We start from the raw sequence: 14371 nt of genomic DNA on the forward strand, positions 1-14371 counted from the left end.
AGACGGCGATGACCGAGACCACGAGCGGCCGGCCGCCCGAGTACGTCCTGACCATCGTCTGCCCGGACCGGCCGGGCATCGTGTTCACCGTCGCGAGCTTCCTCGTGCACAACTCCGGCAACATCCTGGAGAGCCAGCAGTTCGACGACCGCCTCGAGGACCGCTTCTTCATGCGGGTGCACTTCCAGGTGCTGGATCCGGCCGTCACCGTCGAGCGGCTGCGCGCCGCGTTCGCACCGGTCGCGCAGGCCTCGGCGATGGAGTGGCAGCTGTGGGCCGCTGACGCGCGCTACCGGACGCTGATCCTGGTGTCCAAGGAAGGGCACTGCCTCAACGACCTGCTGTACCGGCAGAGCATCGGCGCGCTCCCCATCGAGATCCCGGCGGTGGTGTCGAACCACACCGCGCTGGAGCATCTCGCGACGTCCTACGACATCCCGTTCCACCACGTGCCCGTCACCGCCGACACCAAGCCGGCCGCGGAGGCGGAGCTGCTCTCGCTGGTCGAGTCGCTGCGGGTGGACCTCGTGGTGCTCGCCCGCTACATGCAGGTGCTCTCGGACGACCTGTGCCGCGCGCTCGGCGGGCGGGCGATCAACATCCACCACTCGTTCCTGCCGAGCTTCAAGGGCGCGAAGCCCTACCAGCAGGCCTTCGACCGCGGCGTGAAGCTCGTCGGCGCGACCGCGCACTACGTGACCGCCGACCTCGACGAGGGGCCGATCATCGAGCAGGACGTGACCCGCGTCGATCACTCGCTCACCGCGCGCCAACTCGTCGCGGCGGGGCGCGACGTGGAGTGTCAGGTGCTCTCGCGCGCCGTCCGCTGGCACGCCGAGACCCGTGTCCTGCGCAACGGCAACCGCACCGTCGTCTTCCGCTGACCCCGCCCACCCCCGCTTTTGGCGGTTGAGCGCAGCATGCTGCGCTCAACCGCCAAAAGCGGGTAGGGAGTGGGGGTGGACGTCGACGACCGCGCGCTCGAGGACGGCATCCGCCGGTTGCTGGACGCGCGGACGGGCACCATCTGCCCGTCCGACGTCGCCCGGGACCTCGGCGGGGACGACTGGCGCGAGCTCATGGAGCCGACACGCGCGGCCGCCCGGCGCCTCGTCGCCGCGGGCGAGGTCGACATCACGCAGGGCGGCGAGGTCGTCGACCCGTCCGACCTGCACGGCCCGATCCGGATCCGCAGGCACCGCCCCTGACCGCTTTTGGCGGCTGAGCGCAGCATGCTGCGCTCAGCCGCCAAAAGCGGGGTTCAGTCCCCGAGCTCGGCGCGGCGGCGGGTCACGAACGCCTCGAGCTCCTCGCGGATCGCGTCGTCCAGGGGCGGGGCCTCGTAGTCGGCCAGCTTCTGCTGGTAGATCCGGGTGGCGCGGGTCGCCGCGTCGGCGCCGCCGCCGCGCATCCAGCGCTCGTAGTTCTCCGAGGACGACAGCAGCGGGCGGTAGAAGCAGGTTCGGAACCGTTCCATCGTGTGCATCGCACCGAGGAAGTGGCCGCCGTGGCCGACCTCGACGTGCGCGTCGAAGGCCAGGGATGCCTCGTCGATCTCCAGCGGCGTGAACTCCTCGCGCAGCATCTGCACCAGCTCGACGTCCACGACGAACTTCTCGTACCCCGCGACCAGGCCGCCCTCCAGCCAGCCGGCCGAGTGCATCACCCAGTTCGCGCCGGCCAGGAAGGTCGGCATGAGCGTCATCAACGCCTCGTAGCCGGCCTGCGCGTCGGGGACCTGCGAGGACGTCATGGCCCCGCCGGAGCGGAACGGCAGGCCGAAGTGACGGGCGATCTGCCCGGTGCACAGCAGCCCGATGCCCGATTCGGGCGTGCCGAAGGTGGGCGAGCCGGACTGCATGTCGATGTTGGACAGGAACGACCCGAAGATCACCGGACAGCCGGGACGGACGAGCTGCGCGAGCGCGATGCCGCTCAGCGCCTCGGTGATCTGCTGGACGAGCGCGGCCGGGATCGTCACCGGCGACATCGCGCCCATCAGGATGAACGGGGTGAGCACGACCGGCTGTGCGGCCTCGCAGTACTCGATGAGCGACTCCAGCATGCGGTCGTCCCAGCGCAGGGGGGAGTTGCAGTTGATGAGCGAGATGGTGGCCGGCGCCCGCTCGATGAGGTCACGGCCGCCGAAGAGGATCGAGCTCATCTCGATGGTGTCGCGGGCGTTCACTCCCGAGACCACGTTGCCCATGTAGATCTTGTCGGTCAGCGTCTGCAGCGCGAGCGTCATGTCGAGGTGGCGGGAATCCAGCGGGGTGTCGTTCGGCTCGCAGACGACCCCGCCGGCCGAGTCGAGCACGGGAAAGCTCTGCGCGAGTTTCGCGAACGCCCGGAAGTCGGCCATGGTGGCGTCGCGGCGGACGTCGCCCTCGCGCACGAACGGCGGCCCGTAGACCGCGCCGAAGGCCATTGCGTCGCCGCCGATGTGGATCGAGTTCGCCGGGTTGCGCGCCGCGACGTCGAACTCGCGCGGCGCCTTGGCCACCTGCTCCAGCACGAAGTCGGGGTCGAGGAAGACCGTCTCGTCCTCGACGCGCTGGCCCGCGGCGCGGAAGAGCTCGAGCGCCCGCGGGGACGCGAACTGCACCCCGACCTCGGTCAGCAGCCGGCGCCATCCCGCATCCAGCGTCGCCATCGCATCCTGCGAGAGCACTTCGTATCGCGGCATCACGTTGCGGAACATGGGGCCTGCCTCCTTGACCGGGTGCGGTACGTCACGCATCCTAGGGCCGCATCGTGGAAGTTGAGTTTCACATCATGGAACTTTCGGATCGGAGACCATGACCGCGAGTACCGGGACGCAGGCCGTCGACCGGGCAGCGCAACTGCTGCGGGTCGTCGTCGAGGCGGACGCCCCGATCAGCTTCACCGAGCTGGTCGAGGAGTCCGGCCTCGCGCGCTCGACGGTCTCCCGACTGCTCTCCGCGCTCGAGGCCAACCACCTGCTCGAACGCAACGGCGGTGGCGGCTATCGCTCCGGTGCGCTGTTCGCGATGTTCGCGGCGCGGCACGACCCGTGGTCACAGGTGGCGCGCCTCGCCGACCCGATCCTCGACGCCGTCGTCACGGCGGTCGGCGAGACGGTCAACCTCGCGATCCCGCGCGGCGGCACCGTCGTCCAGGTCGCGCAGGCCGACTCCGCCTACGTGCTGAGCGCGCGCGACTGGTCGCAGATCGACGTTCCGCCGCACGTCTCCGCGCTCGGCAAGGTGTTCTTCGCGCACGAGGCGCTGCCGCTGCCGACCGGCGCGCTCGACGCGTGGACCGATCGCTCGCTCACCAGCGCCGACGAGCTCGACAAGCAGCTCGCGAGCGTGCGGCGCAAGGGCTACGCCGTCACCCGTGGCGAGCTCGAGATCGGTCTGGACGCGGTCGCCGCACCCGTCCGCGGCCCGGGCGGTGACGTCGTCGCCGCTCTCGGCGTGTCGGGGCCGAGCGCGCGCCTCGACGGGCGGCTGGACGACATTGGACGACAACTGATCGAGCATGCGACGTCGGTGTCGGAACTGCTCCGTCCCAAGGAACGAAGGAAAGGCGTGGCGTGATGACCCCAGACGAGATCCTGCGAGGCCTCTACGACGAGACCCTCGTCGGCAACGGTCCGGCCGTGCTCGGCCTGACCAACGACGCGCTGCAACAGGGCATGGAGCCGCAGACCCTGCTGTTCGACGCACTGATCCCCTCGCTGGAGGAGGTGGGTGCACGCTTCGAACGCGGTGACTTCTTCGTCCCCGAGATGCTGATCGCCGGCCGGGCGATGGCCGGGGCGATGGAGGTGCTGCGCCCGCTGCTCGCCGACACCGGCGTGCAGACGATCGGCAAGTTCCTCATGGGGACGGTGAAGGGCGACGTCCACGACATCGGCAAGAACCTCGTCAACATCATGCTCGAGGGTGCCGGCTTCGAGGTGATCGACCTGGGCGTGCAGGTGCCGCCGGAGAAGTTCGTCGCGGCCATCGAGGAGCACCAGCCCGACATCGTCGGCATGTCGGCGTTCCTGACCACGACGATGCCGATGTTCAAGGCGAACATGAACGCGCTGCAGAAGGCGGGCATCCGCGACGAGGTGATCGTCATGGTGGGTGGCGCGCCGGTCACGCAGGAGTACGCGGACGCCGTCGGCGCCGACGGGTACGCCGCCGACGCGTCGGCCACGGTGAAGAAGGCGAAGGAGCTCATCCAGCGCCGCCGCGACCTGGTCACGGCCTGACGCCGATGACGACGACGCAGCTGCTCGAGACGACCCTCCGGTCCGCGACCAAGGAGGTCGTGATCGGCCATCGTCGGCCGTTCTGCCTCATCGGCGAGCGCATCAACCCCACCGGCCGCAAGGTCTTCCAGGAACAGCTGCGCAACGGCGACATGTCCGCGATCGAACGCGACGTCGCCGCCCAGGTGGCGGGTGGTGCGAACGTCCTCGACATCAACATGGGCGTGCCCCTCACCGACGAGGCCGAGCTGCTCGCACGGGCGATCCGCATGGTGCAGAGCCTCACCGACCTGCCGATCTGCATCGACTCGTCGGTCGTCGAGGCCCTGGAGGCCGGGCTCGCGGCGTACGAGGGGCGCGCGCTGGTCAACTCGATCACCGCCGAGGACGAGCGGATGGCCGAGATCCTGCCGCTGGTCAAGAAGTACGACGCCGCGGTCATCGCGCTGCCCAACGACTCCGACGAGATCCCGATGGAGCCGGACAAACGCATGGAGCTCGTCGGCAAGATCGTCGAGGTCGCGACGACCGAGTACGGAATCGCACTGAACGACATCGTCATCGACCCGCTCGCCATGCCGATCGGCGCCGACACGAGCACCGCGTTGGCGACGCTGGAGACGATGCGGCGCATCCGCGACACCCACGGTCTGAACATGACGTGCGGCGGGTCGAACGTCTCGTTCGGCATGCCGGGCCGGCACACCATCGCAGCGACGTTCCTGCCGATCGCGATGTCGGCGGGGCTGACCAGCGCGATTATGGACGTCCGCACGCCGCAGATCGTCGAGGCGGTGAAGGCGGCCGACCTCGTCCTCGACCACGACGAATGGGGAATGAGCTGGATCGCCGCCCACCGCGCGAAGCAGGCCGCGGCGCAGGCGTGAGCGAGCCGACGTCCGCGCCGGACCCCGACCGGCTGCTCGGGCGCTACGGCCGCGAGGGTCTGCTCGTCCCGCCGGCCGGTGCCGAGCGCGACGCCGGCGCGGCGCACGACGGCAGCGGCCGGGTCGCGCTGACCCTGCTGCCCGCGGAGCGGACGGTTCGGGTGCCGCCCGGCGTCACGGTCTTCGACGGCGCGAGCTGGAACGGCGTCGCGATCGACTCGACGTGCGGAGGGCACGGCACCTGCAAGAAGTGCAAGGTGCGGATCACGTCCGGCTCGGTGCCCGTCTCCCGGCTGGACGCCCGGGCCTTCACCGCGGAGCAGCTGCGCGACGGCTGGCGGCTGGCGTGCCTCGCGCAGGCCACCGGCGACCTCACCGTCGACGTGCCGCCGCTGCTGACGCGTCCCAAGGCGGCGACCGTCGGCGTCGGCCGGCAGGTCATCCTGCGTCCCGCGGTCCAGAAGCGCTACGTGGAGCTGGACGAGCCCACGCTGGCCGACCAGCGCACCGATCTGGACCGCGTGCTCGCGGCCGTCGACGATCTCGACCTGACCGCGGACCTGTACGCGATCCGGCGGCTGCCCAGGGTGCTGCGCGAATCGGACTACCGCGTCACCGCCGTCGTCGTGGACGAGACCCTCGTCGACGTCGAACCGGGGGACACCCGGGAACGCCTCTTCGGCATCGCCTACGACCTGGGCACCACGACCGTGGTCGCGACGCTGCTCGACCTCGGCACCGGCACACCGGCCGCGGTGGCCTCGCAGCTGAACAAGCAGCAGCCCTTCGGCGGCGACGTCATCACCCGTATCAGCGCCACCATGCTCGACCCGGCCGCGCTCGGCCGGCTCACGAGCGCCGCGCACGAGACGCTCGCCGAACTGGCCGCCGAGGTGTGCGCCGAGGCCGGCGTCGACCCGCGGGAGGTGTACGAGGTCGCCCTCGCCGGCAACGCGACCATGACCGCGCTCGCGCTGGGCGTGGACCCCGAGCCACTCGGCGTGGCGCCCTTCGTCATGTCGTGCGCCGTGCCGCCGGTCGTCCCGGCCGCGGAGCTCGGGCTGGCACTGCACCCGGGCGCGCGGGTGACCATCTTCCCGGCCCTCGGTGCCTACGTGGGCGGTGACATCGTGGCGGGGGTCCTGGCGACCGGCATGGACCGCGACAAGCGGCTGCGCCTCTTCGTCGACGTCGGCACCAACTGCGAGATCGTGCTCGGCGACGGCGAGCGGATCGTGTCGACCGCGGCGCCGGCCGGCCCCGCCTTCGAGGGCGGTGCGATCCGCTGTGGCATGCGCGCCGCCGACGGCGCGATCGAGACGGTCCGCGTCGACCCCGCCGAGGGAGCCGTGACGCTCGGGGTCATCGGCGACGTCGCGGCCGCCGGGCTGTGCGGCTCCGGTCTCGTCGACGCGGTCGCGGAGCTGGTCAAGGCGGGTCTGCTGGACGCCTCGGGCCGCTTCGTCACCGACGAGGCCGCCGCGGCGGCGACGCCCCGGCTGGCCGAGCGCCTGACGAAGATCGGCGACGAGCGCGTGTTCATGCTGTCCGAGACCGTCTACCTGTCCCAGCGTGACGTCCGCGAGCTGCAGTTCGCCAAGGCCGCCATCGCGACCGGGTGGTCGCTGCTGCTCGAGGAGTTCGGGGCGGCGCCGGGTGACGTCGCGCAGGTGCTGCTCGCCGGGTCGTTCGGCAGCTACCTCTCACCCGCCGCCGCGATCCGCATCGGGCTGGTGCCGAAGCTGCCGGTGCTGCGGATCGTCTCGGCCGGCAACGTCGCGGGGGAGGGCGCCAAGATGGCGCTGCTGAGCCGACGCGAGCGCGAGGGTGCGCTCGCGCTGCGGGAGGAGGTGCGCTATCTCGAACTCTCCGACCGAGCCGACTTCAACGACAAGTTCGTCGACCAGCTCGCGTTCCCGCAGTGACGGCACGGCGTTGATCGCGTGCGGTGCGCTGGCGCAGCCTGCCCAGGAGATCGCGGCCCGCCGGGGCTGGCCCGTCGCGGTGTTCCCGTTGCCGCCGCTGCTGCACAACCAACCACAGCTGATCGCGGGGGAGGTCGAGCGCCTCGCGGAGCAGCTTAAACGCGAATTCGCGCGAATCGCGGTCGGCTATGCCGACTGCGGGACGTACGGCGCGCTGGACGACGTCTGCAGCCGGCTGGGGCTGCGCCGGCTGGGCGGGCTGCACTGCTACGACGTCCTCGCCGGGCCGGAGCGGATGCGTGACCTGTTCGAGCGGACGCCGGGCACGTACGTGCTCACCGACTTCCTGGTCCGCTCCTTCGAGCGCACCGTCGTCCGCGAGCTGGGGCTCGACCGCTACCCGGAGCTGCGCGACGACTACTTCGGCACGTACACACAGGTGGTCTGGTTGACGCAGCGACCGGACGCCGAGCTGCGCGCGCTCGCCGATGCGGCGGCGGCGCGGTTGGCGTTGCCGTTGCGGATCGTGCCCACCGGTCACGCAGGCCTGGAGCGCGAGCTCGACGCACTGCTGGCCACGGTCAGCTGAGCACGCGCGTCCGCGGCCCACGTCGGGATGCGGCTCCGGCGGCCAGTCGCTCCAGCCACTCGCGGCGCCAGGCCTCGGTGGCCGCGACCTGGTTGAAGGTGAAGACATGCAGCCCGGCGACGTTCGCGTCGACCGCGCCGAACGCGGTGGCGGAGCGTTCCAGGAACTGCTGACCGGTGAAGCCGCCCGGCGCCGCCAACCGGGTCAGCGTGCGGCGATGCTTGGCGAGGAACTTGGTCGACTCACCCACCCCGATCTTCGTCGCCATCAGCAGCAGCTTCGCCCGGTCGACCGGTCCGGGCACGCCGACCAGGAGCGGCATCGTGATGCCGCGCTGCCGCACCCGGCGCAGCCACCGCTGCACCAGGGCGGGGTCGAACGTCAGGTTGCTGACGACGTGGTCGGCGTGCGCGCGCTTGTCCCACATCGCCTGCACGACGACGTCGTCGACGATCGACGGATGGGACTCGGGGTAACCGGTGATCCCGACGTGGGCGAACGGGGTCCCGACCGCGGGCAGGTCACGCAGCAGGTCGAGCGAGGCGTGGTAGTCGCCGGCCGGCGGATCGGCGTCGCCGGCGGGCACGAAGACGGTGTCGACGCCGAGCTCCCGCAGCCGCGCGGCGATGTCGGCGAGCTCGGACCGTCCCGACACCATGCGCGCGGCGAGGTGTGGCACGACGCGGTACCCCGCGCCGGCGAGCCGCTCGGTGAGCTCCAGGGTCGCCGACAGGCCCTTGGACGGCGAGGCGGTGACGGTGATCGGGATGTCCGGCGGGACGTGCTCGCGGACCTCCTCCTCGCAGGCCGGTGTCGGCAGCACCTCGTAGCGGGCGTGGGTCAGCAGGCGGCGCAGGGTCTCGACCCCGGTCTTGTTGCGCATGAGGCAACTCGTCTCGGTATACGCATCGACGGTGGCGTCACGATACGACCGGCGCGCGGCGTCGACAAGGGTGCGCCGTGCCGGTCGTCGTGGCGTGTCGCCGTCGGTGCGCAGGGCGGGCCGCGGGGCCGGCGGTGGGAGTCTCGCGACAGGGGCGGGTATGGCTGACGGCGAGGCGACGACAGGGGCCGACCCGTGCCCGCTGCCCAGCTGTCCATCCCGGGAGGACATGGTGCCCAGCGACGAGGAAGACCTGCCGAGCACGCTCGAACGCTCGCCGAAAAAGGTCCGGCGAACGTACGAGAAGACGCTCGACAGCGCGGAGGACCAGTACGACGGCGACGAGGAGCGCGCCCACCGCACCGCGTGGAGCGCGGTCAAGAACCTCGCCGAGAAGCGCGGCGACCACTGGGAGCTCAAGGACGAGACGGGGCCGTCCGATCCGCGCTCGAAGCAGCCGGCGCAGGCCAAGCGCGAGGGCAGGGGCGAGACATACGGCGGCATCGACGTCGAGCAGAACTCCAAGGCCGACCTGACGGAGCGCGCGAAGCAGGCCGGCGTGCGCGGCTACTCGTCGATGAACAAGGCCGAGCTGGCGAAGGCGCTGCAGCGCAAGGAGGGGTGAGCGCCGCCGTGGCCGCCCGGCCCGGGCGCGACACTCGCACACGTGCCGATCACCGCCGTGCTCCTGCTCGTCGCCACCTCGCTGTACGCCGGGTTCCAGTGGACGATCCGGGTCGTCGTCTACCCGCAGTTCACTGCTGTGCCGCGCGAGGCGTTCCACGCCTACGAGGCCGCGCACCAGCGCCGCGTGACGGTCGCCGTCGGCCCGCTGTTCCTGTTCGCCGGCGGCGCCGCGGTCGCGGCGTTCGTGGCCGGCCCGGGCTGGGCGACCGGCGTCGCGGCCGTCTGCGTGGCCGGCATCGTGCTCGTCACCGGACTCGCCGCCGTCCCCCAGCACCGCCGGCTCGGGGACGGGTTCGTGCCGGCGGCCCACGCCCGGCTGCTGGCCGTCGACACCGCGCGCCTGGTCCTCGCCCTCCTCGCCGTGGCCGCGGCGGCCGTGCACGCCACGAGCGGGTGACCACCGCTGCGGACGTTCAGGTGGCCGAACGCTCGCTCGCCAGCCGCAGCTGGTCGCGGTACCCGGGCGCCTCGGTGCGCCGGACCGCGGCGGGACGCCCCTCGCGCAGCAGCACCCGCCAGTCCTCGACGCCGAAGCGCCCGGGTGTCGTCGTGGCGAGGAAGTCCTCGAGCACGGCGACGAAGCGCCGGGGATCGGTGCGGAACGGGAAGTGACCCGCGCCTTCGAAGATCTCGAGCCGGCTGCCCGGCATCGCGGCGTGCGCCTGGTAGGCGTGCCCGATCGGCAGCACGCTGTCGCGCGTCCCCCAGACGAGCAGCGTCGGGACGGCCCGCGCCAGGTAGCACCGGTCGAGCATCGTGACGACCTGGCCCCGCCAGTCGACGACGGCCCGCAGCGTGCGGATGAACGCGGCCCGGGCCGTGGCGTCGGGCAGCGCGGAGACGACGCGGCGCAGGTCGACGGCGTCGAGCCCGACGACGGTGTCCAGCCGCGCGAGCAGGCCGATCACGGCGTTCACCGTCAGCCGGGCCATCGGCAGCCGCAGCGCCGCGAGCAGGGCCTGGGCGCCGGGGAGGGTCGCGCCGCGCAGGAGGGGTGACACGCCCGTGCCGGCGCCGCCGCTGGCGACGAGGACGAGCCGCTGCGTCTTCTCGGGGAACTGGTAGGCGAACTGCATCGCGACCCCGCCGCCGAGCGAGTGCCCCACGAGCGTCACCTCGTCCACACCGAGCACGCCGAGCAGATCGCGCATGCCGTTCGCGTACGCCGCGACCGAGTAGTCGGCGCGCGGCCGGGCCGAGTGCCCGTGCCCGAGCAGGTCCGGCGCGATCACGGTGTGGGTGCGGGCGAGGTCGGGGATCACGGTGCGCCACGCCGCCGAGCTGTCCCCGATGCCGTGGACGAGCAACAGCGGCGGACCGTCCCCGGCGATGCGGAACGCCCGCCGGTAACCGTGCACGACGCGCGACTCGATGCGGACGACGGGGGTGCGCCCGACGCCGTCGACCTGTCGCAGCCGCGTCATGGCGGCATGCTCCCGGACGCGTGCGACGGTGCCGTTTCCACGCCGTTGCCGGCCGGGGTCGCGGCGTGCTCAGTCGGCGGCGGTGGCGTTGTACGCGGTGACCCGGGCGCGCCGGACGGCCGTCGCGAGGGGCCGGAGCGCGCCGGCCCGGATGCCGATCCCGTGCTGGTCGACCGCACCGCCGACCGGATCACCGGCCGCCAGCTCCAGCACCGCATGCATGCGCTCGGCCTGGGCGAGCAGCGCGACGGCACGCGCCGGGTACCCGCGGGGGAGCACCAGACGTTCGCCGGCCCGACGGGCGTCGTGGAGCAGGTCGGCGATCTCGTCGCGCCAGCGACCGACGTCGGCCGCGGCGAGGACGCTCGCCGACTCCCGGATCGCGGTGGTCAGCTCGTACTGCGCGTCGGGCACGGACTGGTGGTCGGGGGGCAGCGCCTCGACGACGTGGACGAGCCAGGTGACCGTCGCCGGCGCGCTGGACGGGTGGTACTCGACGACGTCGGGGACGGCACCCAACCGGCCGCACACGACCGCCTCGCCCGCCTCGAGCGCCGCCGCCCGGAACGGCGCGGGCCCGGGCACGCCACGCACGTCGCCGGCGGCGGGGAGCACGAGTCGGGGCGGCGCGTCCTCGCGCCGGCACGCGGCGAGCAGGTCGAGCAGGGTCCCGAGCCCGGTGACGCGCGGATCGCCGTCGGCGCTCTCGACGCGGTGGGGCGCGTCGTCGCCGGTGACGGCGGCGAGGACGTCGTCGGGGCTGGCCTGCCCGGCGAGCCAGGCACGGGTCCAGGCCGCGAACGGGCCGGATCGCAGTTCGGGCACGAGTACCCAGCCTACGGCCGCGCTTGCGCCATCTCGACCCGCGGCCGCCGTAGCGTCGCACCTCGTGCCCGACCGTTACCGCGACGTCCTCGCCACCCCGCCGTCCCGCCGCCGCCAGGTTCCCGAGGTGGCGGCCGAGGCCGATCTCGTCGTCGAGACCGCCGACGGCCGCTTCTGCGGCGCCGTGGTGGGCGTCGGGCGTGCCGTCGACGCCGGCGAGAAGCGCGACGTCGTCACGCTGGAGGACCGCCGCGGTGCGCGCCGCACGTTCGCGATGCTGCCCGCCGCGTTCCTGCTCGACGGTGCCCCCGTGACGCTCGTACGGCCGGCGCCGGGTGCCGCCGCGCCCGCCGCGCGCAGGCGGACCGCGTCCGGCTCGTACGCCGTGGCGGGGACGAGCGCCCGGACCGCCCGCGCCAGCCGCATCTGGGTCGAGGGCGTGCACGACGCGGCACTGGTGGAACGCATCTGGGGCGACGACCTGCGCATCGAGGGCATCGTGGTCGAGCCGCTCGGCGGCATCGACGACCTGGCCGCTCACCTGCGCGACTTCGGCCCCGGCCCACAGCGGCGCGTCGGCGTCCTGGTCGACCACCTCGTGGCCGGCAGCAAGGAGACGCGCATCGTGTCCGCCGTGCGCGACCCGAACGTGCTCGTCACCGGTCACCCGTACGTGGACGTGTGGCAGGCGGTGAAACCGACGGCGCTCGGCATCCGCGAGTGGCCGACGGTGCCGCGCGGCACGGACTGGAAGACCGGCATCTGCGCCGCCCTCGGGGTGGCCGAGCCTCGCGAGATGTGGCGTCGGGTGCTGGCGAGCGTCGACACCTTCGCCGACGTCGAGGTGCCGCTGCTGCGCGCCGTCGAGGAGCTCATCGACTTCGTCACCGTCACCGCTTGATCGCGGGTGTCAGGATGAGGGCGTGCCCGCATGGTTGGTCTGGCTGATCGCAGCCGGCGTCCTCGCCGTCGCCGAGACGCTCTCGGTCGACTTCGTGCTGATCATGCTCGCGGCCGGGGCAGGCGCGGGCGCGATCACCGCGGCGCTCGGCGGGCCGCTCGCCCTGCAGATCGTCGTGGCGCTCGTCGTCACGGGCATCGGCGTCGGGGCCCTGCGGCCGGTGGCGAAGCGGCACCTGACGCCGGGGGAGAGCGCGACCGGCACCGACGCGCTCGTCGGCATGCCGGCCCTCACGCTGGACCCCGTCGACCCCCACTCGGGCCGGGTGCGGCTCAACGGGGCGGAGTGGACGGCGCGGCCGTTCGACGACCGGCCGATCCCGGCCGGCGCCGCGGTGCGCGTGGTACGGATCAGCGGCGCCACGGCGCTGGTGATCGCCGAGGAAGACACCGCGGCCGGCGAGCTGCCGGCTGCGGGCACGCTGTGAACCGACAGGTCGGAGGGAGACAACGATGTCCGGTGGAGTGATCGCACTGCTCGTCGCGCTCGTGGTGGTGCTGTTCGTCGTCACCCGCTCGGTGCGGATCGTGCCGCAGGCGCGCGCGGGGGTCATCGAACGGCTGGGTCGCTACACCCGCACGCAGCAGGCCGGGTTGACCATGCTCGTGCCGTTCGTCGACCGGATGCGGCCGCTGATCGACATGCGGGAGCAGACCGTGAGCTTCCCGCCGCAGCCGGTCATCACGTCGGACAACCTGACCGTCGGCGTCGACACCGTCATCTACTACCAGGTCACCGACCCGCGCGCGGCGACGTACGAGATCGCCAACTACATCCAGGCCGTCGAGCAGCTCACCGTCACCACGCTGCGCAACGTCATCGGCTCGCTCAACCTGGAGCAGGCGCTGACCAGCCGCGACTCCATCAACGGCCAGCTGCGCGGAGTGCTGGACGAGGCGACCGGGCCGTGGGGCATCCGCGTCGCCCGCGTCGAGATCAAGGCGATCGACCCGCCGCCGTCGATCCAGGACGCCATGGAGCAGCAGATGCGCGCCGACCGCAACAAGCGCGCGCTCATCCTCACCGCCGAGGGGCAGCGCGAGTCGGCGATCAAGACCGCCGAGGGGCAGAAGGCCGCCGCGATCCTCGACGCCGAGGGTCGCAAGCAGGCGGCCATCCTCGCCGCCGAGGCCGACCGGCAGTCGCGCATCCTCACCGCCGAGGGCGAGCGCGCGGCGAAGTACCTCGCGGCCCAGGGCGAGGCCAAGGCCATCGAGACGACCTTCGGCGCCATCCACCACGCCAAGCCCGATCCCGCGCTGCTCGCCTACCAGTACCTGCAGACCCTGCCCAAGATCGCGCAGGGCGACGCCAACAAGATGTGGGTGGTGCCGAGCGAGTTCAGCAAGGCCTTGGACGGACTGGCGAAGATGACCGGCGGCGATGACGCGTCCGCCCCGTCGTGGCTCGCACAGGAGGGCTCCGGCGCCGCCGTCGAGCGCTCCGACGAGCTGGACACCGCGAGCTGGTTCGACTCGAACCTGCCGCCGGCCGCCGAGCAGCCCGAGGCGCAGAACCTGCGCGCGTCCGACGCCGATCCGGCGTCCATCGCGGCGCGGGCCGGCCTGCCGACCCAGCCCGAGGACGCCCCCGAGCCGGGCAGCGACGGCGCGTTCGCCGCCGGCGCCACCGTCGTCTTCCCGGCCGAGCCCGCCGGCGGGCCGCCGCCCGGGGCCGGGCCCGGCTTGGGGGCCGAGCCCGCCTTCGGCTCTCATGCCGCGCCTGCCGCCGGCGCGCCCGGGTCGCACGCCGCCGACGAGTCCGCCGAGGGCTACCCGCCGCCCACGCAGTACGGTCCCGGCACTGGCTGAGGTCCCGCCGCTGCCGTGATCCACATCCGCTTGCCGTCGTCAGCGCGACGGCTAGCTGTCGTGACCTGACAGGTTGTGTCAGGCGGCGAGCCGGCTGATGGGTGGTCGGCCGCCGAGGGCGGAGTGGCCGCGTCGAGTGTTGTAGTGGGTC

General features: G+C 72.6%; 16 protein-coding genes. 12 read left to right on the forward strand and 4 right to left on the reverse strand.

Annotation, left to right across the window (positions count from 1 at the left end):
* The first annotated feature begins 8 nt into the window (after positions 1 to 8).
* Both purU and BUE29_RS14575 read left to right on the forward strand, forming a co-directional pair.
* A complete protein-coding gene (purU, locus tag BUE29_RS14570; RefSeq protein WP_073390989.1) occupies positions 9 to 884 on the forward strand; it encodes a formyltetrahydrofolate deformylase in 876 nt (291 codons plus the stop codon).
* A 75-nt stretch (positions 885 to 959) separates the two neighbouring features.
* On the forward strand, positions 960 to 1208 hold the full coding sequence (locus tag BUE29_RS14575) for a DUF3253 domain-containing protein (RefSeq protein WP_073390992.1): 249 nt from the start codon (positions 960 to 962) through the stop codon (positions 1206 to 1208).
* A 53-nt stretch (positions 1209 to 1261) separates the two neighbouring features.
* Here BUE29_RS14575 and BUE29_RS14580 read toward each other — a convergent pair whose 3' ends face one another.
* The gene (locus BUE29_RS14580; RefSeq protein ID WP_200800192.1) at positions 1262 to 2740 is read right to left on the reverse strand and encodes a trimethylamine methyltransferase family protein; all 1479 of its coding nucleotides are present in this window, start codon (positions 2738 to 2740) and stop codon (positions 1262 to 1264) included.
* Positions 2741 to 2798: 58 nt separating this feature from the next.
* On the opposite strand from BUE29_RS14580, the gene BUE29_RS14585 reads away from it, so the two are divergent.
* The 5 genes from BUE29_RS14585 to BUE29_RS14605 are packed head-to-tail and all read left to right on the forward strand — an operon-like array spanning position 2799 to position 7629.
* Positions 2799 to 3563 (forward strand): IclR family transcriptional regulator, encoded by a 765-nt coding sequence (locus BUE29_RS14585; RefSeq protein WP_073390997.1) that lies wholly within the window; start codon positions 2799 to 2801, stop codon positions 3561 to 3563.
* Positions 3563 to 4228 (forward strand): corrinoid protein, encoded by a 666-nt coding sequence (locus BUE29_RS14590; RefSeq protein WP_073391000.1) that lies wholly within the window; start codon positions 3563 to 3565, stop codon positions 4226 to 4228. Before BUE29_RS14585 ends, BUE29_RS14590 begins: the two co-directional genes overlap by 1 nt.
* Positions 4229 to 4233: 5 nt before the next feature.
* Positions 4234 to 5115, forward strand: a complete 882-nt coding sequence (locus BUE29_RS14595) for a dihydropteroate synthase (protein WP_073391003.1) — start codon at positions 4234 to 4236, stop codon at positions 5113 to 5115.
* Positions 5112 to 7040, forward strand: a complete 1929-nt coding sequence (locus BUE29_RS14600) for an ASKHA domain-containing protein (protein ID WP_200800193.1) — start codon at positions 5112 to 5114, stop codon at positions 7038 to 7040. Before BUE29_RS14595 ends, BUE29_RS14600 begins: the two co-directional genes overlap by 4 nt.
* Before the next feature lie 10 nt (positions 7041 to 7050).
* Positions 7051 to 7629, forward strand: a complete 579-nt coding sequence (locus BUE29_RS14605) for a DUF1638 domain-containing protein (protein WP_200800194.1) — start codon at positions 7051 to 7053, stop codon at positions 7627 to 7629.
* Here BUE29_RS14605 and BUE29_RS14610 read toward each other — a convergent pair.
* Positions 7622 to 8512 (reverse strand): methylenetetrahydrofolate reductase, encoded by an 891-nt coding sequence (locus tag BUE29_RS14610; protein ID WP_073391006.1) that lies wholly within the window; start codon positions 8510 to 8512, stop codon positions 7622 to 7624. The two genes, BUE29_RS14605 and BUE29_RS14610, sit on opposite strands and share 8 nt — an antisense overlap.
* A 160-nt stretch (positions 8513 to 8672) precedes the next feature.
* Between BUE29_RS14610 and BUE29_RS14615 the strand changes: the two genes are divergently transcribed.
* Entirely contained in the window at positions 8673 to 9137 is a 465-nt protein-coding gene (locus BUE29_RS14615; RefSeq protein WP_234971468.1) for a ChaB family protein, read from the forward strand.
* 42 nt (positions 9138 to 9179) lie between these two features.
* Positions 9180 to 9596 carry a hypothetical protein gene (locus tag BUE29_RS14620; protein ID WP_073391009.1) on the forward strand — a complete coding sequence of 139 codons (417 nt, stop codon included), beginning with the start codon at positions 9180 to 9182 and terminating at the stop codon, positions 9594 to 9596.
* A 16-nt stretch (positions 9597 to 9612) separates the two neighbouring features.
* On the opposite strand, the gene BUE29_RS14625 is transcribed toward BUE29_RS14620, so the two are convergent.
* A complete protein-coding gene (locus BUE29_RS14625; RefSeq protein WP_073391012.1) occupies positions 9613 to 10623 on the reverse strand; it encodes an alpha/beta fold hydrolase in 1011 nt (336 codons plus the stop codon).
* 69 nt (positions 10624 to 10692) lie between these two features.
* On the reverse strand, positions 10693 to 11448 hold the full coding sequence (locus BUE29_RS23180; RefSeq protein ID WP_073391015.1) for a hypothetical protein: 756 nt from the start codon (positions 11446 to 11448) through the stop codon (positions 10693 to 10695).
* A 64-nt stretch (positions 11449 to 11512) separates the two neighbouring features.
* Between BUE29_RS23180 and BUE29_RS23185 the strand changes: the two genes are divergently transcribed.
* Genes BUE29_RS23185 through BUE29_RS14645 form a run of 3 tightly spaced genes read left to right on the forward strand, consistent with a single transcriptional unit; the run spans position 11513 to position 14220 of the window.
* Positions 11513 to 12349 carry a DUF3097 domain-containing protein gene (locus tag BUE29_RS23185; protein ID WP_073391018.1) on the forward strand — a complete coding sequence of 279 codons (837 nt, stop codon included), beginning with the start codon at positions 11513 to 11515 and terminating at the stop codon, positions 12347 to 12349.
* A 22-nt stretch (positions 12350 to 12371) separates the two neighbouring features.
* Positions 12372 to 12836, forward strand: a complete 465-nt coding sequence (locus BUE29_RS14640; protein WP_073391021.1) for an NfeD family protein — start codon at positions 12372 to 12374, stop codon at positions 12834 to 12836.
* A gap of 25 nt (positions 12837 to 12861) precedes the next feature.
* Positions 12862 to 14220 (forward strand): SPFH domain-containing protein, encoded by a 1359-nt coding sequence (locus BUE29_RS14645; RefSeq protein ID WP_084181055.1) that lies wholly within the window; start codon positions 12862 to 12864, stop codon positions 14218 to 14220.
* The last annotated feature ends 151 nt before the right edge of the window (positions 14221 to 14371 follow it).

The sequence above is a fragment of the Jatrophihabitans endophyticus genome, from assembly GCF_900129455.1.
In the GTDB taxonomy this organism is placed as follows: Bacteria; Actinomycetota; Actinomycetes; order Mycobacteriales; family Jatrophihabitantaceae; genus Jatrophihabitans; species Jatrophihabitans endophyticus.